This window comes from Bacillus sp. PS196 (genome assembly GCF_037963555.1).
GTDB classification, from domain to species: Bacteria; Bacillota; Bacilli; order Bacillales; family Bacillaceae; genus Bacillus; species Bacillus subtilis.
Genome location: NZ_CP150159.1, coordinates 4,064,303 through 4,088,849 on the forward strand (window position 1 = coordinate 4,064,303; position 24,547 = coordinate 4,088,849).

At 44.8% G+C, this 24,547-nt stretch carries 22 protein-coding genes, 4 tRNA genes and 1 pseudogene; 7 read left to right on the forward strand and 20 right to left on the reverse strand.

Translation table 11 applies throughout. The features are described 5' to 3' along the window. Positions 1 to 5: 5 nt before the first annotated feature. Positions 6 to 1,391, forward strand: a complete 1,386-nt coding sequence (gene rocR / locus NST79_RS21040) for an arginine utilization regulatory protein RocR (protein WP_029318546.1) — start codon at positions 6 to 8, stop codon at positions 1,389 to 1,391. Here the strand turns inward: rocR and NST79_RS21045 are convergent. Further along, entirely contained in the window at positions 1,373 to 2,839 is a 1,467-nt protein-coding gene (locus NST79_RS21045) for a HAMP domain-containing sensor histidine kinase (RefSeq protein WP_212059499.1), read from the reverse strand. The two genes, rocR and NST79_RS21045, sit on opposite strands and share 19 nt — an antisense overlap. Further along, positions 2,836 to 3,519, reverse strand: coding sequence for a response regulator transcription factor (locus tag NST79_RS21050; protein WP_024573086.1), 684 nt, complete (start codon positions 3,517 to 3,519; stop codon positions 2,836 to 2,838). The genes NST79_RS21045 and NST79_RS21050 overlap by 4 nt, the downstream gene beginning before the upstream one ends. A gap of 211 nt (positions 3,520 to 3,730) precedes the next feature. Between NST79_RS21050 and NST79_RS21055 the strand changes: the two genes are divergently transcribed. Beyond that, entirely contained in the window at positions 3,731 to 4,630 is a 900-nt protein-coding gene (locus tag NST79_RS21055; protein ID WP_212059498.1) for a PepSY domain-containing protein, read from the forward strand. Between the two features lie 160 nt (positions 4,631 to 4,790). Beyond that, positions 4,791 to 5,291 (forward strand): PepSY domain-containing protein, encoded by a 501-nt coding sequence (locus tag NST79_RS21060; RefSeq protein ID WP_212059497.1) that lies wholly within the window; start codon positions 4,791 to 4,793, stop codon positions 5,289 to 5,291. On the opposite strand, the pseudogene NST79_RS21065 reads toward NST79_RS21060, so the two are convergent. From NST79_RS21065 to dnaB, 14 genes and pseudogenes are all read right to left on the reverse strand, one after another. Next, positions 5,288 to 5,416, reverse strand: a pseudogene (locus tag NST79_RS21065) (hypothetical protein). The gene NST79_RS21060 and the pseudogene NST79_RS21065 sit on opposite strands and share 4 nt — an antisense overlap. 20 nt (positions 5,417 to 5,436) lie before the next feature. Further along, the gene (gene htrC / locus NST79_RS21070) at positions 5,437 to 6,639 is read right to left on the reverse strand and encodes a S1C family serine protease (protein WP_212059496.1); all 1,203 of its coding nucleotides are present in this window, start codon (positions 6,637 to 6,639) and stop codon (positions 5,437 to 5,439) included. Between the two features lie 81 nt (positions 6,640 to 6,720). Further along, positions 6,721 to 7,515 (reverse strand): MBL fold metallo-hydrolase, encoded by a 795-nt coding sequence (locus NST79_RS21075; RefSeq protein ID WP_003226939.1) that lies wholly within the window; start codon positions 7,513 to 7,515, stop codon positions 6,721 to 6,723. A gap of 21 nt (positions 7,516 to 7,536) precedes the next feature. Beyond that, positions 7,537 to 8,379, reverse strand: a complete 843-nt coding sequence (walI, locus tag NST79_RS21080) for a WalRK two-component regulatory system regulator WalI (RefSeq protein ID WP_029318542.1) — start codon at positions 8,377 to 8,379, stop codon at positions 7,537 to 7,539. Continuing rightward, a complete protein-coding gene (gene walH, locus NST79_RS21085; RefSeq protein ID WP_212059494.1) occupies positions 8,366 to 9,733 on the reverse strand; it encodes a YycH family regulatory protein in 1,368 nt (455 codons plus the stop codon). Before walH ends, walI begins: the two co-directional genes overlap by 14 nt. Further along, positions 9,723 to 11,558, reverse strand: a complete 1,836-nt coding sequence (walK, locus tag NST79_RS21090) for a cell wall metabolism sensor histidine kinase WalK (RefSeq protein ID WP_009968432.1) — start codon at positions 11,556 to 11,558, stop codon at positions 9,723 to 9,725. The genes walH and walK overlap by 11 nt, the downstream gene beginning before the upstream one ends. A gap of 7 nt (positions 11,559 to 11,565) precedes the next feature. Further along, a complete protein-coding gene (gene walR, locus NST79_RS21095) occupies positions 11,566 to 12,273 on the reverse strand; it encodes a cell wall metabolism DNA-binding response regulator WalR (RefSeq protein WP_003244363.1) in 708 nt (235 codons plus the stop codon). Between the two features lie 383 nt (positions 12,274 to 12,656). Then, positions 12,657 to 12,729: transfer RNA gene (locus tag NST79_RS21100), tRNA-Phe, on the reverse strand. Between the two features lie 35 nt (positions 12,730 to 12,764). After that, positions 12,765 to 12,841 (reverse strand) — tRNA-Asp (locus NST79_RS21105). 81 nt (positions 12,842 to 12,922) lie between these two features. Continuing rightward, positions 12,923 to 12,994: transfer RNA gene (locus NST79_RS21110), tRNA-Glu, on the reverse strand. 9 nt (positions 12,995 to 13,003) lie between these two features. Further along, positions 13,004 to 13,079, reverse strand: a tRNA-Lys gene (locus NST79_RS21115). A gap of 223 nt (positions 13,080 to 13,302) precedes the next feature. Beyond that, complete coding sequence (gene purA, locus NST79_RS21120) at positions 13,303 to 14,595, reverse strand: adenylosuccinate synthase (protein ID WP_212059492.1); 1,293 nt, start codon at positions 14,593 to 14,595, stop codon at positions 13,303 to 13,305. 205 nt (positions 14,596 to 14,800) lie between these two features. Continuing rightward, entirely contained in the window at positions 14,801 to 15,220 is a 420-nt protein-coding gene (locus NST79_RS21125; protein WP_024572954.1) for a VOC family protein, read from the reverse strand. Positions 15,221 to 15,340: 120 nt separating this feature from the next. Then, positions 15,341 to 16,705: a replicative DNA helicase gene (gene dnaB, locus NST79_RS21130; protein ID WP_003226923.1), complete on the reverse strand. Its 1,365-nt coding sequence runs from the start codon at positions 16,703 to 16,705 to the stop codon at positions 15,341 to 15,343. Between the two features lie 169 nt (positions 16,706 to 16,874). On the opposite strand from dnaB, the gene NST79_RS21135 reads away from it, so the two are divergent. Next, positions 16,875 to 17,075 carry a DUF2188 domain-containing protein gene (locus NST79_RS21135; RefSeq protein ID WP_003226922.1) on the forward strand — a complete coding sequence of 67 codons (201 nt, stop codon included), beginning with the start codon at positions 16,875 to 16,877 and terminating at the stop codon, positions 17,073 to 17,075. Positions 17,076 to 17,122: 47 nt separating this feature from the next. Here NST79_RS21135 and NST79_RS21140 read toward each other — a convergent pair whose 3' ends face one another. Continuing rightward, on the reverse strand, positions 17,123 to 17,326 hold the full coding sequence (locus NST79_RS21140) for a hypothetical protein (RefSeq protein ID WP_038428112.1): 204 nt from the start codon (positions 17,324 to 17,326) through the stop codon (positions 17,123 to 17,125). Positions 17,327 to 17,446: 120 nt separating this feature from the next. Between NST79_RS21140 and NST79_RS21145 the strand changes: the two genes are divergently transcribed. The 3 genes from NST79_RS21145 to NST79_RS21155 all read left to right on the forward strand — a co-directional run bounded on the left by NST79_RS21145 (position 17,447) and on the right by NST79_RS21155 (position 21,024). Beyond that, complete coding sequence (locus tag NST79_RS21145) at positions 17,447 to 17,587, forward strand: YycC family protein (RefSeq protein ID WP_003242786.1); 141 nt, start codon at positions 17,447 to 17,449, stop codon at positions 17,585 to 17,587. A 72-nt stretch (positions 17,588 to 17,659) separates the two neighbouring features. Beyond that, positions 17,660 to 18,868, forward strand: a complete 1,209-nt coding sequence (locus NST79_RS21150) for a CynX/NimT family MFS transporter (RefSeq protein ID WP_003226917.1) — start codon at positions 17,660 to 17,662, stop codon at positions 18,866 to 18,868. Positions 18,869 to 18,972: 104 nt separating this feature from the next. Further along, the gene (locus tag NST79_RS21155) at positions 18,973 to 21,024 is read left to right on the forward strand and encodes a glycosyltransferase family 39 protein (protein ID WP_212059491.1); all 2,052 of its coding nucleotides are present in this window, start codon (positions 18,973 to 18,975) and stop codon (positions 21,022 to 21,024) included. 35 nt (positions 21,025 to 21,059) lie between these two features. On the opposite strand, the gene rplI is transcribed toward NST79_RS21155, so the two are convergent. The 3 genes from rplI to NST79_RS21170 are packed head-to-tail and all read right to left on the reverse strand — an operon-like array spanning position 21,060 to position 24,451. Further along, positions 21,060 to 21,509, reverse strand: a complete 450-nt coding sequence (gene rplI / locus NST79_RS21160) for a 50S ribosomal protein L9 (RefSeq protein ID WP_003226915.1) — start codon at positions 21,507 to 21,509, stop codon at positions 21,060 to 21,062. Next, positions 21,506 to 23,485, reverse strand: coding sequence for a cyclic-di-AMP phosphodiesterase GdpP (gene gdpP, locus NST79_RS21165; RefSeq protein ID WP_003242517.1), 1,980 nt, complete (start codon positions 23,483 to 23,485; stop codon positions 21,506 to 21,508). Before gdpP ends, rplI begins: the two co-directional genes overlap by 4 nt. 36 nt (positions 23,486 to 23,521) lie before the next feature. Next, complete coding sequence (locus tag NST79_RS21170) at positions 23,522 to 24,451, reverse strand: YybS family protein (RefSeq protein ID WP_003226911.1); 930 nt, start codon at positions 24,449 to 24,451, stop codon at positions 23,522 to 23,524. Between the last annotated feature and the right edge of the window lie 96 nt (positions 24,452 to 24,547).

Here is a 24,547-nt window from a genome sequence, read left to right on the forward strand (position 1 = left end):
ATACAGTGGTCAAAGACAGCGAATTCCTCACATTGGTTTTTCAGAGCATTTTAGATGAAATCGATGTTGGCCTGCACGTGGTAGACGAGCATGGAAACACAATCGTTTATAACAATAAAATGATGCAGATTGAAGATATGGAGAAGCATGACGTCTTGAATAAAAACCTGATGGATGTGTTTATGTTTTCAAAGCAGCAGGACAGCACACTGGTACAGGCTCTTCAGGAAGGCAAGACGATTAAAAACGTCAAACAGAGCTATTTCAATAATAAAGGCCAGGAAATTACGACGATCAATCATACATATCCCATCGTCCAAGACGGCAAAATCAGGGGCGCTGTTGAAATTGCCAAGGATGTGACAAAGCTTGAACGGCTGATCAGGGAGAATATGAACAAAAAAGGCAGCACAACCTATACGTTTGACAGTATTCTCGGCACCAGTCCGGCCATTCAAGACGTCATCGAAAACGCCAAGCGGGCAACCCGTACGTCATCATCTGTCCTTCTAGCAGGCGAAACCGGCACGGGAAAAGAACTGTTCGCGCAAAGTATCCATAATGGAAGCGATCGTTCTGGCGGCCCGTTTATTTCGCAAAACTGTGCGGCACTGCCAGACAGCCTTGTGGAAAGCATCTTGTTCGGAACGAAAAAAGGCGCGTTTACCGGCGCTGTCGACCAGCCCGGCCTGTTTGAACAAGCCCACGGCGGGACGCTGCTGTTAGATGAAATCAACTCGCTGAATCTCAGCCTTCAGGCGAAGCTGCTACGCGCCCTTCAAGAACGGAAAATCAGGCGCATCGGTTCGACAAAGGATACACCGATTGACGTACGTATTATTGCCACGATGAATGAAGACCCAATTGATGCAATTGCAGGCGAACGAATGCGGAAGGACTTGTATTACAGGCTGAGTGTCGTCACACTGATCATCCCGCCGCTTCGGGAACGAAAAGAAGACATTTTGCTTCTCGCATCGGAGTTCATCCAGAAAAACAACCATCTATTCCAAATGAATGTTGAACACATCAGCGATGACGTGAAGCAATTTTTCCTTTCTTATGACTGGCCGGGAAATATTCGCGAGCTTGAGCATATGATCGAAGGCGCAATGAATTTCATGACGGACGAGCAAACGATTACGGCTTCCCATCTGCCCTATCAATACCGCATGAAAATCAAGCCGGCTGACATCCCAGAGCCTGAAACACCAAGACACCAGCCGGCCGCGGACTTAAAAGAAAAAATGGAAAGCTTCGAAAAATATGTGATAGAGAACGTGTTAAGAAAACACGGCCATAACATCTCGAAAGCCGCTCAGGAACTTGGCATCAGCAGACAAAGCCTTCAATACCGGCTGAAGAAATTTTCTCACTCATCTGACGAATGAACTGGTGCAGGAAGCCTGATCATAAATACAGTGCCTCTGCCGATTTCACTTTTCACTTCAATCGTCCCATTGTGACTGTCGATAATCGATTTCGTTATGGCAAGGCCTAATCCCGAACCTCCATATTTTCGGGAGCGGGATGGGTCTGCCCTGTAAAACCGGTCAAATAAATGCGGCAAATGCTCCGGCGCGATGCCTGTGCCGTTGTCCGCTATCATCAACCTCACGCCGTCACTGCCTCTTTGCAGAGAGATGGTGATGGCACCGGTTTTCTCATTTGTATACTGCACCGCGTTATAAACCAAATTCAAAATGACCTGTTTCATCTTATCTCTGTCAAACACCGCTTCAGCATCATCCTCAAGCCACAGCTGCAGCCTTCTTTCTTTCGCAAGCAGACTGAGCTGCGGCTCCATCTCCCTTATGAGCGCATCGAGATTTCCTCTCTTCATTTCAAAGCTCGGCACCCGATCAATTTTTGCTAAAAACAACAGATCCTCTATCAGCCGAGTGGCTCTCTTCGACTCTTCATACATACTATTCAGCGCCCTATCTCTCTGCTCAGGCTGAAGCGCGGCGCCACGCAGCAGCACTTCGATAAAGCCGTGTATCGACGTTAAAGGTGTCCTCAGTTCATGTGAAGCGTCTGATACAAATTGCCGGATGCGCTCCTTCGCCTCTTTTTCTGCTTTAAATGACGTTTCAATCCGCTCCAGCATGCGATTAAACGAAATGGCAAGCGTATCAATTTCGATTTGTTTTTGATATACAGGAAGCCTTTTATTCAAATTTCCTGCATTAATATCTCCCATCATATGTACCATTTGTGATAACGGTTTAAGCGTATGTCTGACCACAGGCAAGAACGTGAAAAGCCCGAGCAGGAGCGCAACCAGCGAGAGCGTGGAATAAATGCTGATTTGCCGGAGCAGTACGTCCTTCAGTGGTTCTGTTAAAGTACTCATTTGGATCACGCCTGCTTCTTTTCCATCAATAGTAATAGCCTGAAACACAATCAGCACTTCCTCGCCGGATTCATTTTTCGTGATTTTGTAATGCAAGGCCATCGTATCTTTTAATGCCTCATCATATACACTTTTTTTCACTGTTGGCGGTGCTCCCGCATATGGATCGGTCGACAATACCGTACTGTCTTTTGTTTTCTTATCGATAAAAACAATGGTCACGCCCGGATAGATAAAGGCGGGACGGACAGCACCATCTGACTTTTCCGAGCTGTCGGGATGGCTTTTGTATGTTTTAATATTATTCCAGATGGTTGGCTCCGTTGAGTTGATATAACTTTGAATGCTGACAGCTCGGTTTTCATATAAGAGGCGTTTTCCAAACACATATTGCATAGCGCCGACAAACACCAATAGAAGAACGAGAATGCATAATGAACGGAATAAAAGCTGAAAGCGCAGTGTTTTGAATCGTTTTTTCATTCAATATCCACCCGATAGCCCGCACCCCGAACCGTTCGGATCACTTCATGCTTTTTGTCATTCAATTTTTCCCGCAAGGAACGAATGTACACTTCAACAATATTCTCTTCTCCGTAAAAATCATACCCCCATACTTTATCCAGAATCCTTGCTTTACTGAGCACAAGGCCGTGATTCAGCACCAAAAACTTTAAAAGCTCGTATTCTGTTGCTGAAAGCTTGAGCACCTCTTCCTGATAGCGGATTTCTCTGCGCCGATCATCAATTCGAAACGGACCGAGCGCGAATTCTTCAAACAAGTTGGGAAAGTGATCCCGAATTCTCGCATAGATTCGCGCCAGCAGCTCTTCAAAGCTGAAGGGTTTGATCATATAATCATCAGCGCCCTCTGTCAGCGCTTTTACCCGAACCCCCACCTCATCCTTGGCCGTAAGCATAATAACGGCGGTATGGCCGGTTTTTTTCATCATCCTCGATACTTCCAGTCCATCCATTCCGGGCATCATCACATCCAAGATGGCCACATGCGGCTGAAATGTCTTTACGGTGTTCATCGCTGTCATTCCGTCAGCTGCTGTCTTCACTTCAAAGCCTTCATTTTCAAGACCCATTGTCAAAAAATCTAATATCGCCGGTTCATCGTCCACGAGCAAAATCTTGATGCCTTTCATCCTATTCATGCTGTGCTCTCTCCTTAGTTGGCATAAACCTCTGATTAGTTTTTTCCCTTCCCCTCCTATTATTCGTTTTTAACTGAAAACAAACTGAATCTTCCCTAAAAATCAGCTGAATTCAGCAAGTTTTCAGCCAGCCCTCATTTGATTTTCAGCTTCGGCCTATACAATTGCCTTAGTTGGTACAGCCAACAATGAAATAAAGGAGGAATCTCACATGAATATCACTAAAGTTTTATCAGGAGCTGCACTGGGAACGATTATTTCAATCAGTTCTTTCACTTCTGCTCACGCCGCTGTCATTCAAAAGGATGATACATCAACGAAGGTTGAGACGAAGCAACAGGCTTCCATCACAATAGCAAAGGCAAAACAGGTTGCGTTGAACAAATGCAAAGGTACTGTTCAAACGGCCCAAATGAAGAAAGTGAATGGCACATACGTATATGTTGTGAAAGTTCTCGGTGAGGACGGCAAACAGCATACGATGAACGTCAACTGCAACAGCGGCAAAGTTGTGAAACATGATGTTCAAAAGAAACAAAGCTATATCAGCAAAACAAAAGCCCAATCGATCGCTTTGAAAAACTGCAAAGGTGCGGTTCAATCTTCTGAGCTGAAGCAAGAAAACGGTGTTTACGCTTACGTCGTGAAAGTAATGGGTGAAGACGGAAGCCTTCACACGCTCCATATCAATGGAGAAAACGGCAAAGTCGCAAAACACGAGCAAAAGAAACAAGCACATCTTTCTAAAACAAAAGCGCATCAAATCGCACTCAACAAATGCAAAGGCGCAGTTCAATCTTCTGAATTGAAGAAAGAAAACGGCGCATACATCTACGTTGTCAAAGTGCTTGGCGAAGATGGAAAAACTCATAAAATTCATGTCAACTGTGACAGCGGTAAAATCGTAAAACAAGAAGTGCAAAAGAAAAACGCAGCCGTTACAAAAACAAAAGCACATCAAATTGCACTAAATAAATGCAAAGGCACAGTGAAATCTACTGATTTGAAGAAAGAAAACGGAACATTCGTTTACGTGATTAAAATCACTGCCCAAAACCACACTGAACAAACAGTGAAAGTGAACGCTGAAAACGGAAGCATTTGCAAATAAAATAACTGCTTGCCAGCAGTAAAATAACTGAAATTCAACGTATAACACCAGTCTTGTTTTAATACAAAGTTCTAAGTTCATGTCTACCTTTTTCTAAATACTCTTTTAAACTGAACGTGTGTGACCCGCGTTCAGTTCTTTTTCTAAGGAGGACCTACAAATGAATATGAAAATATTACCTGCAGCTGCTTTAGGTGCGGTCATTTCAATCAGTTCTTTATCATCCGCACACGCGGCTGTTCTGCATAAAGAGGACACTGCTAAAGTTCAAACCCAGCAGCAGGCTTCTATTACGCTCTCTAAAGCAAAAACTGTCGCTTTAAAGAAGTGCAAAGGCGCAGTTCAATCAGCACAAATGAAGAAAGCAGATGGCGTTTATGTCTATGTCATTAAAGTGCTTGGTGAGGATGGCAAAATTCACACCTCTAACATTAACCGCAGCAGCGGAAAAATCGTCAAGCATCACGTTGAAAATAAACAAGCCGCGATTACAAAAGCAAAAGCACAAAGCATTGCGTTGAAAAAATGCAAAGGCACCGTCACATCTTCTGCATTGAAGAAAGAAAATGGCACCTATGTGTATATCATGACCATCACAGCTAGCAACCACACGGTACAAACCATTAAAGTGAATGCTGAGAACGGAAGTATTTGCAGCTAACTGCTATTTGCTGTTTCACGTGTAACAACCATCTTGTATTTTTCTTCATATTCGATATATCCTTTTCAACTGAACGGGCGTGACCCCCGTTCAGTTTTTTTTTGCATATCAAAACAGCCTGGCAAATGATGCCAGACTGTTTTGATTAACTGCCTAATTGGTCTGCGGAGGACAGCTTGATGTCTACAGATTTTTCTTTTCCGCCGCGGTAAAACTTCACCTTCACCCGGTCACCGACTTTTTTCTGATAAAGCCGTTTTCGCAGGTCAACAATATCATTTACTTTGTATCCGTCAAATTCCGTGATGACATCCAGTTCCTTCAGCCCCGCTTTTCCGGCAGGTGAAAAGGCGTCTACACCCATCACAACCGCTCCATTGGTAACATGCTTAGGAAGCTTTAATGTTTCATCCCAATGATAGCTTGCGATGTCGCTTAGGGATTTCATCTCAATGCCAAGGAACGGGCGTTTGACCTTTCCGTATCTCTCTAAATCCTCTATCACAGGGATCACGAGCTTAGATGGAATCGACAGGCCAATCCCTTCAACCGCCGACTCGGCAATTTTCATTGAATTGATGCCAATGACCTTCCCATCCATATTTAACAAAGCACCGCCGCTGTTCCCAGGGTTAATGGCCGCATCTGTTTGCAGGACTTCTGCGTTCCAGTCAGGCTGTCCATCACCGTTTGAATCCACTGGGATCGCCCTCTCCGTACCTGAGATGACGCCTTGTGTGACAGAGCCTGCAAACTCAAGGCCTAACGGGTTCCCGATCGCGATAACCGGCTCCCCAGACTTCACTTTATCTGAATTTCCGAAATCGGCGACTGCTTTAATTTTATCGCTTTTCACCCGTAAAACGGCCAGATCCATCAGCTGGTCGCTGCCGACAAGATCAGCTGATACACGCGATCCGTCTTTCAAGCTGATTTCAATTTGGGAAGCGCCTTCGATGACATGATGGTTGGTCACGACATAAGCGGAATGGTCATTTTTCTTATAGATGACGCCAGAGCCGCTCCCAGCCTCGCCGCTCTCTCCCCGTATATCTGATTTTTGGATGTTCACAACACCCACAACGGCGGGCGACACATTGCTGACAATCTTGGTGACCGTATTGTTGACACTGACATTCACCGTCCTGATTGATTCCCGGCCATTGTTGTTTTGCTGCTGATCTAAGGCGCCTGTATCTAGCCCTTCATTTGAAAGGTACGGCATGATAAACGCCATTAATACGGCACCGACAATCACGCCAATCAGACTCGAAAGAAAATATCCTTTTTTGCTTCTCTTTGGCTGTTCAGGAGTAGTATGTTCTTCCTCACGTTCGTAATCCACCATATTCCATCCTTTCCAAGAACGTTAATATGGTTATATTGTGGGTTAGAAACTCCTAGAATAGTCATGATTTACATAGAAAAATTATACAGCGCAAAGCGGAGTGGCCTTCTTCGGATCAGTGTCGTATAAGTCAAATGTCTCACCCGTCACAAATCCTTTAGAAGCCAATGTCTGCTGTACAGACATTCTTGCCAGCTCCTTCATGTTGTTGTCCTGGCTCAAATGCGCCAGGTAAATACGAGACGTCTCATCACCAATGACATCCGTCATCGCCAAGGCAGCATCTTCATTTGACACGTGCCCGACGTCACTTAAAATCCGCCGCTTAATGCTCCATGGGTATCTCCCCATTTGCAGCATACCGACATCGTGATTGCTTTCAAACACAAACACATTCGCTGAACGGATAATGCCTTTCATCCGGTCGCTGACATATCCCGTATCTGTCATTAATGCGAGCTTTCGGCCGTTATAATGGAATACATAAAACATCGGTTCCGCCGCATCGTGGGAGACGCCAAACGATTCAACATCAAGTCCGCCGAACGACTTCACCGTCTCCATCGGAAATACAAACTTTTGATCGGTGTCAATTTTGCCGATTTGATTCTCCATCGCTTTCCAAGTCTTCTCATTCGCATAGATCGGAAGCTTGTACTTTCTGGCGACGACACCAAGGCCCTTAATATGGTCACTATGCTCATGCGTCACAAAAATGCCGTCTACATCATCCAGCTTACGCCCGATCTGCGCCATCAGCCCATCCATGGCTTTTCCGCTCAAACCGGCGTCCACTAAAAATGCGTGATCCTCTGTTTCGAGGTAAAACGCATTTCCCGTACTCCCGCTCGCAAGTACGCTAAATTGCAAGCTCATGTTTGTCTCACTCCATTATTTTCATTGATCTGTATCTAAAATCGTACTCTCCAAAGCATTCACAGTAAAATACTCTTGTACTGTCTTTTTCTCACCGTTCACTTTTTTCTCGTACTCGACCGTAATTCTCCATACCGGCGCCAGCACCTGCGTACTTGTCAGCGGATATTGTGCTACATAGCCGAATTTACAGCTCTTCACAGTGCTGTATTCTTTTAATTGATTTTGATAGTACAATAGCTCAACCGCATCCATTTCAGTAATTAAGCTTTCTTTCTGGATTTGCTTGAAGGTCTCAAGCGTTGTCTGGTCGTACGACACAACCTCGTTTTTACCGTTTAAGTGCAATACCACTTGCCCGATCATATTAGCGGGATTATCGGTCTTTTGGTAAATATAATGGCCTTCGTACGTTTGGAAGAAAATAATTTCTTTCTTCGATTTATTAACCTTCCAAAGCTTATATTTTTCGCCATCTTGAATCTTTGAAGAAACAAGTGCCTGAGCATCGTCCTCGATATCCTTCTTTGATAGGGCTATTGGATTTGCAAACTTCATTTTCAGGCTCGTTACTTTATGATCATCACTAGGCATGTCCATCAAAGGCTTTTGATCCTTCAGCGCCTCAATTTCCTCCTTGGTGAAGGCTTTTTGATTTGCCGTGATCCGATAGCCTTCTGTCGCTTCCTTATTCAAGCCTTCATACGTGATATGATCGGCCTTCATGTCATGCTCGACATCATTTTTAATGACTTCATATTCCTTGCCGGTAGCCTGCCATTTTTGAAAAAACTGATAGCCTAAGAAAATATCTAAAATGAGGAAGGCAACGATGAAGATTGATTTTGTCTTATTCCACTCCACTGTTAGCCCCCTCCTTCCTCAATAAATCCTTTGTAATCGGCACAATTTTTCCATTTACTTTCATCGCCCAAACCGGTTCCAGTTCAACGAGAGGATCATCGTTGGTTGATGTTGATACCAATTGATAAGCAAGGAAGATCTGATCAATTTTGTCCGTATCATAAGCGGTTTGTTTCGAAAGCAGCATCTTCACTTCGCTGCCGCTCATGAGCTCTGTTTCACTTGTTTTAATTGGATTCGTTCCGAGACTGTAATTCGGCCGCTTATAGCTGAGAATATCATCATTCGCCCATTGCACCGTAATCGCCGATGTCGCTCCGAAAGGTTTGGCGGTGCTGTTAATGACCGGGATCTGATCCATAAAGATATAGAAACTCAGCTGCTGGCTGTCATTGATACTGAAAAATTGATAGTGATCCGTCCAGCTTCCGGTATCCTCAAGGTATTTTTGGCTCTTTTTGATTAACTCACCTGTTTGATAGGATGTGCTCTGCACCAAATTGCGCTGCTGGAATTGCACCTGTCGCTGGCTTAGATTCACATCTAAACGGCTGATCCCATCTGTCAGCACATTTCTGTTGTTGTAATTCGAATCTTCCCTTACGATGCTCGGATCGCTAAACAAAGCCTGCTTAAAGGTATTTGTTTTAATCGATTCTGTGACAAATTCTTTTTTGTCCATCGTAAGCGGTTTGTTCGGCAGCAAGAACTCTTTCTTTGAGCCAATGGAGAACAAACTGAACGCCGGCATATTTGATTGCCTGTTTTTCAAGTCGTTCATAATGTTCCGGTAGTTTGCTGATTCAACCGTCACTTCAAGAATGAGCTGCTTGCTGTATGACACCAAATAGATTTTCTTGTTCGCTTTTGTTTCATTGAACGGGATCAGAATATGGTCAAACGAACTGTATTCAAACGACTGATTAGACCATTTAAACAGCGTTTGGAAAATATCAATCGGAATCGTATCGCTGAATTGCAAGTCAAGCTTGGCTTCAGAACCGCCTATTCCATAAAACCAGCTTTTGAATCCAGCCTTGTCATACTGATCCGAAATATCTTTAATTCCTTTCACATCCCAATGCGGCAAGTCAGACCAAATTTCTTCATAGAGGGCATTGTCATCCACTTTATAATGAGCGCCGTCATCATGGATAAACATGTCCCTTGGCCTTACCGTTTCAGACAGCTTTTGGGTGTTTTTTTCGATTTTATGTTTCACACGAACAGTAGACTCTGTTGAGGATGAGCCTTCAGAAAAGTTTGGCTGGAACGTCCATATCCCCCATGTAAAAACAAGACTGATGACGACGAGTACCGTAAGTAATATCGTTTTTATATTTTCACGCTTCATCCCAATCATCCTCTTGTTCCTCTTTATATGGAAGAGTAAATGTAATCGTCGTGCCTTTTCCTTCTATGCTGTCCGCCCAAATATCTCCGCCGTGCGCCTGTACCATTTCCTTGGCAATCGCCAATCCCAGACCGGTGCCGCCAAGTTTTCTCGTTCTCGCTTTATCCACCCTGTAGAAGCGGTCAAAGACTTTTTCGACATCTTTTTTCGGAATGCCGATCCCTTCATCCTTCACGCTGATATAGAGAAGTTCTTCCTCTTCATTGACATCAATCGAGAACGTGACATGTCCGCCTTCCGGTGAATATTTTAAAGCGTTAGAAATAATATTATCGAGCACCTGCGTAATTTTATCCTGGTCGATCTCGACGTACAGATCTCTGTCCGGCAGATTGCGGATAAACTCCACATGCTGCTCTTTTGTCATTTCAAAACGGTCAATAATAAGCGACATAAACCGGACAATCTGAATCCATTCCCGGTTAAATTGATAATCCTTACTGTCAAATTTCGACAGCTGAAGCAGATCATTGACAAGCCGGATCATACGCTCTGTTTCATTTTGCGTCACCATTAAGAAGCGCGGAGCAATGTCTTTATTTTCCCACGCGCCTTCAGCTAACGCTTCTAAATAGCTGCGCATTGTCGTAAGCGGCGTCCGCAGCTCATGTGATACATTCGCAACGAATTCTCTGCGTTCCTGATCCATTTTCTCTTGTTCGGTTACATCGTAAATGACAGCGATTAAACCATCAATTTTGCCGTGTTCCCTTTGAATCACAGAGAAATTCACGCGAAGCACCGTTAATTCATCATCGCGTTCAATTTCAAGCAGCATAGAATCCTGCTGCTCCACTAAATCTTCAAAAGTATAATTCTCTTGAAGCCCCAGCAAACTCGTAATCGGCATTTCTAAGGCTGTTTCACGTGAAACGTTCAACAGCTCCAGCGCCGGGCTGTTTAAGAGAATAATCGCTCCATTTCGGTTTGTGGCGATTACGCCGTCTGTCATATAGGCAATGACAGAGGCTAGCTTTCTGCGTTCTCCTTCAGTCATCGCCTGGGCATCTTCAAGCTCTCTCGTTAAGTGGTTAAACGTTGTGGCCAGCTGCCCAATTTCATCATGCCCGTACTTTTTAACCTTCCTAGAGAAATTCCCTTTCGCAAGCTCCATCGCCTGCTTTCGCATATCTGAAAGCGGATGGGTAATGGTTCTTGCCAGAAAAATACCGAGAAGAGCCGTCAAAACAAGTGCCAAACCTGTGCCGGACGCCAGTATCGTGTTGATCGTCTTCATTTGATTAAAGACATCTTCCATACTCGCGACAACATAGATCGCGCCGACAACCTCTTGGTTTTCAGTCATGACGGGCTTCGCGGAAATAAGAACTCTGATTTTGCTTTTCGGGTCATAATATTTTCTTAAATACGACTGTTTGGTAGAAAAAATTCTTTTGAAAATCAGATCGGTCGTTTGTTTCCCAGCCACTTCCTCACCGTACGGCTTTGAAGAACCGACCACTTCATAGCTTTTATCTACAAAGCTAATTTCCCGAACCTCATCACTTTTCGTGAAGTCATTCAAAATACGGCTGACGTCATCCTTTATGACGGTACTGTCGTTATCGCTCTTATATTCTTGTTCGATATAATAAGAAAGGTTGTCGATTCGCTGATTCAGCGATTGTTCATAAGAGCTGATCAGCGACTTCTCTACCTGATTGACAAAATACACACCAATGATTTGCATGGCAATGATAATCAAAAGCACATAAATCAAGGTAATCTTAAATTGGATCGACCGAAAAAAACCAACCTTATTCATATGGGCATTAGTCCTGTTCTGGGTTTCTCAAGTAATAACCTACACCGCGGCGTGTGACGATCCAATTTGGATGGCTCGGGTTGTCCTCGATTTTTTCACGAAGTCGGCGGACTGTTACGTCAACCGTTCTGACATCGCCGAAGTAATCATAGCCCCAAACGGTTTGAAGCAAATGTTCACGGGTCATCACTTGTCCGATATGTTTTGCTAAATAATGAAGCAATTCGAACTCACGATGAGTCAATTCGATTGTTTCGTCTCGTTTTGAAACAACGTACGCGTCAGGGAAGATGACGAGAGAGCCGATATGAATCTCGTTAGAGGAAGGCTCTTCCTCCGCAGGCGCTGTCGTCAGCTGGCGACGCAGGTTCGCTTTTACACGCGCCAAGAGCTCGCGTGTGCTGAATGGTTTTGTGACATAGTCATCGGCACCGATTTCAAGCCCGATAACCTTGTCAATTTCTGAATCCTTAGCCGTCAGCATAATGATTGGCATATCGTATTTCTTTCTGACTTCGCGGCATACTTCAACGCCGTCTTTATTCGGGAGCATAATATCTAAAAGAATTAAATCAGGCTGAAGCTCTTCTACCATTTCAACGGCTTCGTTTCCGTCGTGGGCACAGTGCACTTCATAGCCTTCTTTTCTTAAGTTAAATTCCAATATATCTGCAATCGGTTTTTCATCATCTACTACAAGGATCTTTTTATCCATCATTTTGATTTTCCTCCTGCCGAATGACTTCATTTCATCTATATAACATTCGTTTCATCACTTATGGCCCATGTAAAGAATGGGTCCTTGTCTATTATAACGGTTTAAGGTCAAAAGATAAAAAAAATAAAGGTTTAGAAAAAAAACACATGTTTCACCTTTATCGCCAGTTGTTTATCTATTGTCATGCTGGTCAACTTTTTTTAAAAAAGATAACTTTATTGAAACCTCCCCTCACCGGAGTGCGTCTTTATCAATGACGTCTTCTTCTTTGAACCGGCCGCAGGGCCGGTTCTCCCTTTTTCTTCTATTATAACACTCCTCATGTTTGCCTTTTTCCTAAAAGAAAAAACGCACCTACGATTGCAGATGCGTTTGGTAAGTGGCTCGGGACGGAATCGAACCGCCGACACACGGATTTTCAGTCCGTTGCTCTACCAACTGAGCTACCGAGCCAAATGTTTTATTTTTCTCTACTAAGTAAAGTAAAATGGCGGTCCGGACGGGACTCGAACCCGCGACCTCCTGCGTGACAGGCAGGCATTCTAACCAACTGAACTACCGGACCTTACAGTAATTGCCCGGAGAGCTGTCGTGTCAGCTCTCACAGACAAATAAGGAATTTAGCAATAACGCTAAAGTAAATCAATGACCCGTACGGGATTCGAACCCGTGTTACCGCCGTGAAAGGGCGGTGTCTTAACCGCTTGACCAACGGGCCTTCACGAAATGGTGAGCCATGAAGGACTCGAACCTTCGACCCTCTGATTAAAAGTCAGATGCTCTACCAACTGAGCTAATGGCTCTTAAAGATGTCGGAATTTCTATAGAGCAAACGACTTAGATCTAGTTCTTATCTCGTACTCTATTGAAGCAGTTTCCGTAACAACGAGATTTATAATATCACGAACAAATAGAAGTGGCAATAACTTTTTTGGTTTTTTTTCATATTTTTTTCTCAGACCAACTTATATGCGGCTTTCAAACAAAAACAAGCCCCTTAAATAGGGGCTTGCAGACATATTCTATTTAGTTCGCACGGTACACACTGCGAAGGACATTTGTTTGTGAGCGGTCTGGACCGACAGAGAAAATAGAAAGCGGAATGCCTGTCAGCTGAGACACACGCTCAAGATAATGGCGCGCATTTTCCGGAAGCTCGCTCAAGCTCTGCGCACCTGTAATATCCTCAGTCCAGCCTGGCATTTCTTCATATACCGGCTCACATTCAGCAAGTGCCTTAAGACTTGCTGGGAATTCTTCAATGATTTCGCCTTTGTAGCGGTATGCCACACAGATTTTCAACGTTTCAATTCCTGTTAGGACGTCAATTGAGTTCAGAGAAAGATCTGTAATTCCGCTCACACGGCGGGCGTGGCGGACAACAACGCTGTCAAACCAGCCGACACGGCGCGGGCGGCCTGTTGTTGTTCCATATTCGCGTCCGACTTCACGGATTTGATCGCCGATTTCATCTTTCAGCTCAGTCGGGAAAGGACCGTCGCCGACACGAGTCGTATATGCTTTTGATACACCGACAACGTGCTTGATTTTGGTCGGGCCGACACCAGAACCGATCGTGACACCGCCGGCAACCGGGTTAGATGACGTAACAAACGGGTATGTTCCTTGGTCGATATCGAGCATAACCCCTTGTGCGCCTTCAAATAATACACGGCGCCCTTCATCAAGAGCATCGTTTAAGACAACAGATGTATCGCAAACATATTTTTTAATCTGCTGGCCGTACTCATAATATTCGTCTAAGATATCCTCAAGTTTAAACCCTTCTGTCTCGTACATTTTCTCGAGAAGACGGTTTTTTTCTTCAAGATTGCGCTCAAGCTTTTCCGCAAACGCGTCACGGTCTAACAGATCCGCGATGCGAATTCCGATGCGGGCTGCTTTATCCATGTAAGCAGGGCCGATTCCTTTTTTCGTTGTGCCGATCTTGTTAGCCCCTTTACGCTCTTCTTCCACTTCATCCAATTTCAAATGATACGGCAGAATCACGTGAGCTCTGTTGCTGATTCTCAGGTTATCTGTACTCACGTTGCGCTCATGAAGATACGCAAGCTCTGTGACTAATGCTTTCGGATCTACAACCATTCCGTTTCCGATTACACACGTTTTATCCTTATAGAAAATTCCAGACGGGATTAAATGAAGCTTATATGTGATTCCGTCAAACTTGATTGTATGCCCTGCGTTATTTCCGCCTTGATAACGGGCGATCACTTCTGCATTTTCTGATAGGAAATCTGTAATTTTACCTTTTCCTTCATCGCCCCATTGCGTACCTACTACAACTACTGAAGACATGTCCGTGCACCTCCGTTAACCTTTCAAAACGATTCTATTCAAACAAATCAAGTTTATCAGTGAAGAAACAGAAAGTCAATTGTAAATCCGAACATTAAATTATTGTAAATCTATATTCGTTCGCTTCCATTCGTTTTATAAGCGTTTTCTCACGGTTTTGTCATAAAAAGCTTGCGAAACTTTCATCCTTTAGCATAAGAAAGAATCACTTGCCTGATATCCCTTTTGAATTCATAAAAACGACCCGCCAGCCGTCCGGGTCCTCTATCGTCACGCCCCCATTGCTCCAGTACGGGTTCTCTGATTCGACCTCTTGATAGCCCATGTGCTTTAGCTTTGAAGTGATCGCTGCCAGTTCATCTGCATTCGGCACATAAAAAACAAGAAGGCTGTCGGGATGGGGAACGGGGGCAGTGCTTCCACCTTCATACTGGGTGAATTCCAAATGATAATCGGCATGAGGAAGGCCGAACATGACACCGTCATACCCGTTATGCTGTGAAAATTCTCCTATTCGTTTCAAACACAGTCCCTCTTCGTAAAAACGAATAATCTCATCAAGCTGGCCCGTAGGACGCGCAATTCGGATTTGTGCTGCGTGAAAAGACGAAAAACGCTTTCCCATATTGTTACCATCTCCTTTTTGCACCATTTTATTAAAACGCTTTCAAATTTTCATCCGCTGAGCGAACGGTATTTCTTCCATCTTTCGAATGAAAAAAACCCCAAGAGCTGCTCTTGGGGCTTATGCGCCGGGCGGAACGCCTGCGTCATCAAAACGCCGTTCCAGGTTGACGAATTTGTTGTATTCTTTTACGAACGCAAGAGACACGGTTCCTACCGGGCCGTTACGCTGTTTGGCGATAATAATTTCGATAATATTTTTATTCTCGGTTTCTTTGTCATAGTAGTCATCACGATAAAGGAACGCGACAATATCCGCGTCCTGCTCGATACTTCCTGATTCCCGGATATCAGACATCATCGGACGTTTATCCTGACGCTGCTCAACACCCCTGGAAAGCTGAGAAAGCGCGATAACAGGGACTTGCAGCTCCCTCGCAATCGACTTCAGTTCACGGGAAATTTCAGATACTTCCTGCTGACGGTTGTCCTTTGAACGACCGCTTCCCTGAATCAATTGCAGGTAATCGATCAAAATCATGCCCAGCCCGCTTTCCTGCTTCAAGCGGCGGCACTTGGCACGGATTTCACTCACTCGAATACCCGGTGTATCGTCGATGTAAATCCCGCTGTTCGATAGGCTTCCCATTGCCATCGTCAGCTTGCCCCAATCCTCTTCGGTCAGGTTACCTGTACGGAGATTCTGGGCATTGATATTTCCCTCGGCACAGAGCATACGCATAACGAGCTGCTCTGCACCCATCTCAAGACTGAAAATTGCTACGCTCTCATCGGTCTTTGTCGCCACGTTTTGTGCGATGTTCAGGGCAAAGGCTGTTTTCCCTACTGACGGACGGGCAGCCACAATGATCAAGTCGTTGCGCTGGAAACCCGCAGTCATCCGGTCAAGCTCCGTAAACCCTGTTGGAATTCCCGTGATATCACCTTTTCGATTGTGAAGCTGTTCGATATTATCATAGGTCTGGACAAGGACGTCCTTAATATTTTGGAAGGCACTCGTGTTTTTGCGCTGTGCCACTTCCATAATCGTTTTTTCCGCTTCACTTAGTAAATCCTCGACCTCATCCTCACGGGTATACCCGTCTTGAGCAATCGTTGTCGCAGTTCTGATTAATCGGCGAAGAATCGATTTTTCCTCAACGATTTTCGCGTAATATTCTATGTTAGCCGCTGTCGGCACCGAGTTTGCGATATCTGTCAAATATGAAATGCCGCCTACTTCTTCCAGCAGGTCTGTGTTCGCAAGCTCTGATGTTACCGTCACCAGATCAACCGGTTCACCTCGGTCACCGAGCACCAGCATCGCATTATAGATTTTTTGGTGGGACATTCTATAGAAATCATCTGGAATCAATACTTCTGAAGCCAGTGTTAAAGCAGACGGCTGTAAAAAAATAGCGCCTAACACGGCTTGTTCGGCTTCTATATTTTGCGGAGGAAGCCGGTCATTCAGAAGGTCTGTCATGCTAAGCACCGTCCTCTCATTAAAAAATCTCCAACCTCCATTCTACCATTTCTACAGAAAAAAAATAGAAAAATTGTCTGTTTCCTGTTTTTTTCAGTTAGCAGATTGGATCGTTTCGGACAGTAACAAGGCGGGAAAAATGCAATAAAACATGAGGGAGGAATGAAAGATGATAAAGAAATATGCGATTACACCTAATGTTGATGCGGACGGCTGGTTTATTGAGGTGGAGAATGTAGCGCCGACAGCTTTGTATACGTCTAAAGACGCCGCTATTGAAAAAGCCAAACAGGTGGCTAAGGAAAACAGTCCGTCTAAGCTTGTAATTTATGACCAGTTTAAAAATGTGGAAGAAGAACACTCATTTTAATGAATGAAAGCCTTCGCTGCAGCGAGGGTTTTTTAGCGGTTATCGGTTTATTTCATCCATTGGATGCCTATGTGCATCATCAAATCTGCCGCTTTTTGATACAGATCCCACTCCCCGATCGAAGCAAATTTCTCCATCAGCTCCTGAAGCTTTAGCCTCATTGCTATATATTCTTCGAAAGTGACAGCTTTTTCAGTGTCTATTTGGTGTTCCTTCAGCATTTGTTTTAATAAGGATAACGGTGCGTGCATAAGAACCCTCCTTACCTCTTTTATAACGGTCATTTTCCGATTGCTCTATTCCTTTGTGACATCTTCTTACATTTCACATCTGATTCTTGTACAATGGACAGAAGAGAGGAGGGATCTTTTGTGAGACCTTTGCAAATTTCTGCTGAAACTGCACAAAAGCTTGCAGAGTCCTTGAATCTGCCGCTTGAACAGATCATGCATATGCCTCAGCATATTCTGCTTGCCAAAATGGCTGAACTGCAAAAAGAGGACAAATCATAGCCTTCATTCACATACTTGCTTACCTGTTTCGGGATAATATCATGTATATGTTAGAAAAGAGGAGTAACTGCTTTGCCACATCCACATAATAAAAAAATCCAATCATTTTGGCTGATCACCGGCATTATCTTTATCGCCTTTAACTTACGGCCCGCGATCACTTCAGTCGGTCCGGTCATCAGCTCTATCCGGGCAGAGCTGCACATGTCCAATGGGGCAGCCGGTTTTTTGACCGCACTGCCACTGCTTTCGTTTGCAGTTCTTTCTCCGCTTGCACCTAAGCTTGGACAGCGCCTCGGAAATGAGCGAACTTTATGGCTAGGTCTCGTGATACTGCTTATCGGTGTTTTGACTCGTTCTACCGGCTATACTGCCGCTTTGTTTTTCGGAACGGCACTTATCGGAGTCGGGATTGCGATTGGTAACGTACTTTTGCCAAGCTTAATCAAACATAAATACCCTGAAAAGCCAGGGATCATGATCAGCCTGTATACGACATCAATGAATATATTCGCAGCTTTAGCATCAGGTGTCAGCGTTCCTTTAGCGACCCAGATGAATGGCGGATGGAAACAAGCCTTTCTCTTATGGGGCGGGCTGGCTTTGCTTGCATTGCTGATCTGGATACCTCAGCTGCGCCATCGAGATACGGCAAACCAGACAATGAAGCTGCAATCCAGTTCCATTTGGGCTTCCAAAATGGCATGGTATGTCACCATCTTTATGGGCCTGCAATCGTTTTTATTTTACAGCAGCATCGCTTGGTTTCCTGAAATCCTCCGTTCACACGGGATTGATACGGCAACAGCCGGATGGATGGTATCACTCATGCAATTTGCGAGTCTGCCTTCCACTTTTCTGACACCAGTTTTAGCTGACCGTGTGAAACAGCAGCGCGGTATCGTTGCGGCGCTGGCCTCAGTTTATCTGATCGGCCTTTGCGGATTATTAGCGGGCGGAAGCCATACATTGCTTGCCATCTGGATGATCATTATCGGTATCGGACAAGGCTCCAGCATTAGTCTGGCGCTCACTTTGATTGGTCTCCGCAGTGAAAATGCCCAACAGGCCGCTGCGCTGTCAGGCATGTCTCAGTCATTCGGCTACCTGCTGGCAGCAGTCGGGCCAATCTTTGTCGGCTATCTCTTTGACCAGACGCATTCTTGGACGATGCCGATTGTGCTTCTCATTGCTGCCCTGATCGTAATGGGAGCAGCCGGACAGGGAGCCGGACGAGATCGATACATTTTCCAGTCAGAAAAACAAAGAAATTCAGCATAAAGCGGGGAAGATATCTCCGCTTTTTTCTTTGAATATTTATGGTTTATTCATAAGTTTTTCATATTTGTTTTTTACAATGAGACACCATAAAGAGGTGAAAAACGATGAAAACCAAACGATTCGACGCAGCCCTTATTCTTATTTTGCTGGCAGCAGCTTTTTTGAATACGTATCACATTTGGCAGGATGATACAGCAAACCAGTACTATTTGGCGGCTGTAAAAAGCATGACGCAAAGCTTCCATAATTTCTTTTATGCGTCATTTGACCCTTCTGGATTTGTGACAGTAGATAAGCCTCCTGTCGTGTTATGGATTCAAACGATTTTCGCACTGATTTTCGGTGTTCACACGTGGAGTGTCATCATTCCCCAGGCTCTTGCCGGAGTTGGGTCTGTATTCCTTCTCTACAGAATGATTAAGCCGACTTTTGGAATTGGAGCGGCCCGCATTGCCGCACTTGTCATGGCACTGACCCCTATCGCAGTAGCTGTCAGCCGGACAAACAATATCGACAGCATGCTTGTTTTTACCTTATTGCTCGGTTCAGCTTGTCTGCTTAGGGCAGTAAAACAAGGTAAGCTGGTTTGGCTGCTGACAGCATTTGCCCTGATTGGGCTCGCCTTTAATATGAAGATGATGCAAGCGTTTATGGTATTGCCTGCATTTGTGTTATTCTACCTGATTGCATCTCGGGTTTCTCTGAAGAAAAAAATCGGGTCCCTGCTTCTGTCTCTTGTCCTTCTGACAGGCCTTTCACTCTCATGGGCGATTGCAGTGGATTCAGCCTCTTCCTCAAGCCGGCCTTATGTAGGAAGCAGCCAGACTAACTCAGTGCTAGAACTGGCCTTTGGCTACAACGGCACAGAGCGTCTGCTTGGGCAAACTACGGGCCTTGCAAAGGGTGATATGAATGCTGCTGGCGGAGGGAACATGCAGAATCAAGACAACATGCAAGCGCCAAATGGCAACGGTTCATCTTTTTCTCAGAACGGAAATCAATCATTCGGAAACCATTCACAGGCGCCTCAGCCGCCTAACGGACAAACCGGCGCTCTCAATGGAGGCGGAGGCACACCTCCCACAGGTGGCAACGGGCCTGGAAATGGAGGGCCTGGCGGCGGAAAAAGCATGAATATGTTCGGCACCGGTGATCCTGGCCCGCTTCGTCTTTTCCAATCAGCACTTTCCGGCCAAATCAGCTGGATGCTTCCATTCTCATTGATCGGATTACTGGGCGCAATCGTCAGCTGGTACCGTGATCGCCGCGGACATGCTGCTAAAATGAAAGAAACGCTATTCTGGGCGGCTTGGCTTGTTCCCGTGGCTGGTTTCTTCAGCATCGCAGGATTCTTCCACCAGTATTATTTGATTATGCTGGCACCGCCGATTGCCGCCCTTTCTGGTATCGGATGGTATACGATGCACCGCTTATACAAAAATAATAAAGACTGGTCCAGCTATCTTCTGCCGGCAGCCGTCTTGATCACAGCCGTGTTTCAGATGTATATTCTGAGCGCTTATACAAGCCAAATCGGCAGTGTATGGATGTATGTCCTGGGGCTCTTAGGGCTGGGCATCACCCTTGCACTTCTGATGCTTAAACGCAGCCATCCGTTCAGTAAGCTGCTGACCATCATCAGCTTGTGCGTTCTGCTTCTCACACCTGTTTACTGGTCAGCAACGCCGCTTCTATACGGTGGCAACAGCGTCCTTCCTGAATCCGGCCCGCAGCTCAAAGGCTCAGCAAACGGCGGGAACATGTTCTCTTCAGAGGTCGACAGCGGGCTCCTGTCCTATCTGAGAAAACACAATACCGGCGAAGAATACTTATTTGCTACTTTGACAACCGTAACAGCTGCGCCATACATCATTTACGAAAATGAATCTGTTATGGCAATGGGCGGATTTAACGGCACGGATCCCATTCTGAGTGTGTCGGAACTGAAAAAACTGATCAAAGAAGGCAAAGTGAAATACTTCCTTCTGTCAGAAAACAACTCAGGCAACAGCGAACTTGTTTCCTGGATTAAGAAAAACGGAAAAGAAATAACATCTGACGAGTACAGCGGTTCCTCCAGCAGCACGAACAGCGTGCAGGGAATGCGAGGAGGACCTGGCGGAGAAAGCCAGCAAACTCTTTATCTCGTGGAATAAAAAAGAGGCTTGGATGAATCCAAGCCTCTTTTCTATTAAGCTTCTTCTTTTACATGTACCTTTAACACAGCCTGCACTTCAGGATGCAGCTTCACAGGCACGTTTGTATATCCTAATGCACGAATGCCGTCCGGCAGTTCAAGCTTCCGCTTATCTACTTTAATGTTATGGTCTTTTTGGAGCTGTTCAGTGATTTGCTTGCTTGTCACTGAGCCAAATAAACGGCCGCCCTCACCTGATTTTGCGCTAAGCTCAACAGTCAGTTTTTCTAATGTCTCTTTCAAGCTCTTAGCCTGCTCAAGCTCAGCAATGGCTTCTTTTTTCTCTTTCTGCTTTTGTCCGTTTAGCGCGCTGATGTTTGACGCGTTCGCTTCAACCGCGAGGCCTTTTTTAATTAGAAAGTTATGCGCATAACCGTCTGCTACGTTTTTGACTTCGCCTTTTTTTCCTTTTCCTTTTACATCTTGTAAGAAAATAACCTTCATCTCTGTACGCCTCCCTCAAAATACTCATCTATGGCGTGCTTCAGCCGTTCCAGCGCTTCAGAAACTGAAATGCCGGACAACTGAGTCGCCGCATTTGTTAAATGCCCTCCGCCTTCCAGGGCCTCCATGATGATCTGAACATTTACCTCGCCAAGCGACCGCGCACTGATACAAACCGTTTGTTCATCCCGTCTCGCCACCGCAAATGAAGCCTCAACCTCACTCATCGACAGCAGCGAATCGGCAGCCTGCGCAATCAGCACTTGATCGAAGTATTCCTCTTCATTTTCAGGAAGAGAAGCAATCGCTATGTTATCTTTATAGAGGACCGTATGCTGGATCAGCTTCGCCCGTTTAATATAGGAATCAACGGTTTCTTTCAGGAACTTCTGCACCAGCACCGTGTCGGCGCCTTTTGCCCTTAAATAAGAAGCCGCATCAAAAGTCCGCGAGCCCGTGCGGAGAGAAAAGCTCTTTGTATCCACTATTATACCAGCTAATAGGGCTGTTGCTTCAATCATATTGATTTTTAAGCGCTTCGGCTGATATTCAAGCAGCTCTGTCACCAATTCCGCTGTGGAAGAAGCGTATGGTTCCATATAAACGAGCAGCGGATCTCTGATAAACTCCTCACCTCTTCGGTGATGGTCGATGACCACGATATGTTCAATTTTATTGACCAGCCGTTCCTCCATGACGAGTGACGGCTTATGTGTATCAACGATCACAAGCAGTGTGTCATCATTGGAAATTTCCATTGCTTCTTCAGGCGTAATAAATCTTGACCACAGTTCTTCATATTTTTTGATTTCCCCAATCAAACGCTGCACACTTGATCCGATTTGGTTTGGGTCAATCACGATAAAACCATCTTTGTTATTTGCCTGAGCCACCTTTAAAATCCCGATCGCTGCGCCGATAGAATCCATGTCGGGGAATTTATGCCCCATGATAATCACATTGCTGCTTTCGGTGACGATTTCCTTTAAGGCGTGAGAAATCACGCGGGCCCGCACCCTTGTTCGTTTCTCCATTGGGTTTGTTTTACCGCCGTAAAACTTCACCTTGCCGTTTGGCAGCTTAATGGCTACCTGGTCTCCGCCGCGTCCCAGTGCTAAGTCCAAGCTGGATTGCGCCAAATCGCCAAGTTCTTTCAGGGAAGAGACTGAAGCCCCGACACCGACGCTTAACGTCAGCGCTACACCGTCAAACGAGGTTTTTTCCCGCACTTCATCAAGAATCGAAAACTTCGAATTTTCGAGTTCAGTTAAGATGTGTTCATTAAGTACAGCAATAAAGCGTTCTGAAGACGTCCTTTTCAAGAAGATCCCGTACTCCTGCGCCCAAGCGTTCAGCAAAGATGTCACCTGGCTGTTCATCGTGCTTCTCGTCTGGTCATCCAATCCTTGTGTCACATCATCATAGTTATCAAGGAAAATATATGCCAGGACGGTTCTTTCGTTTTCATATAGCTTTTCAATCTGAATTTGTTCTGTTACATCAAAGAAATATAAGAGACGCTCATCCCGTTTGATGACAACCCTAAACTTGCGGTCATTCAATGTAACCGTTTCCGATTCCACCTCTTGTTTGATAAGCGGCACTACCGATTCACAAGTATCGTAAAGTGATCTCCCCACTAAAGTGCTTTCATTAAAGCAAGAGGAAAGAAACGGATTTGCCCATTCTATATAATATTGGTCATTAAAAAGCATGATTCCAATCGGCATTTCCATCAATGCCTCTTCACCGACTTTTTTCAACCTGTAGGACAACGTAGAAATATAAGCATCAATCTCTTGTCGAATAAGAGAATCAGCACGCTTAATAAAAAACAAAATAACTGCCAGCAGCAGCACTTCGACGGTTCCTAATATCCAGTTAAAATAAAAGCTGATGAGGATTGTAATAATTGACAGAGCAATCAATGCATAGATGGGATACCGAAACAGCGGTTTTTCATAAAAGCTTGGCATTTCTATCACTCCCCACCATGTGAGTAAAACTCATGTTCACTTCACCTTATTCCTTATATGAAAGCCCATATCTAAAACGCCTAAAATGCGAATGGCTGCCATGAAGACCGGATGCACAAATCCAAGTATGACAGCAATCACAGCCGCAGCCTTTGGATATTGTTTCTTATGGCAATAGAAAAAGATAAATGATAAACCTTGGATGAAAATCAGAAACCCGAGTATAAACTCCCCATTTAAAGCGATAGAGTACAGCATTTGGCCTTTTTCTAAAGGCAAAAATGAAAGCATGACAATAATCAAATACAGTACTACAACACTTTGCGGAAACTTCAACTCTCTAAAAGGCTTTAGATTAGGAATATCGGGGGAGAATCGCCTTAAGAGCGGCTTAGCGATAAGGTAACTGAGGAAAGAAAAAATAACTCCTACCATCACAATAGCTGTTGGAAAAAGATATTGAACGATACCCAATTGTTCTTCCATCAGTTTTAATTGCTTCTCAAACTGTCCAGCATTGCCCGACTGCTTCGCTACAGTTTCTACCATATCAAGAGATTGCCGGTATTGTGTCATCGCCTCATCAATGATATTGATACCCAAAAACTGAATGCTTATCACAAAATAGAAGACAATACTAAGCATATAAATAAGAGCGCCCGAAATAATGGCGTGCCCGGGCTCTTTCCTTTTGAAAAAATGTCCCATGGCAATGCCGGCGCAAGCTGACATAAAAGCTACAATAAGCCCGTTAAAGGACCCGACAATAAAAACAACCGGAAGACTGACAGCGCCCATCCATATCCCTAGCTTCAATCCATGTCTGATCGTATACAAGATCATTGGCAGCGGCAGTGCAAATAACAGAATTGTTCCAATCACAGGAACATAAACGACCAGAAGCGTGATGATCGCAAACAGACTGATTAAAATAGCACCTTCCATTAAAGCTCTCGTTTGTTTCACTTAGTCACCTCGTATCATCCTGAACATACGAATAGAAAAGAGCAGCATAAACGACTGCTCTTTTTCATCGCTGCAACATACGTTACACCGAATGTT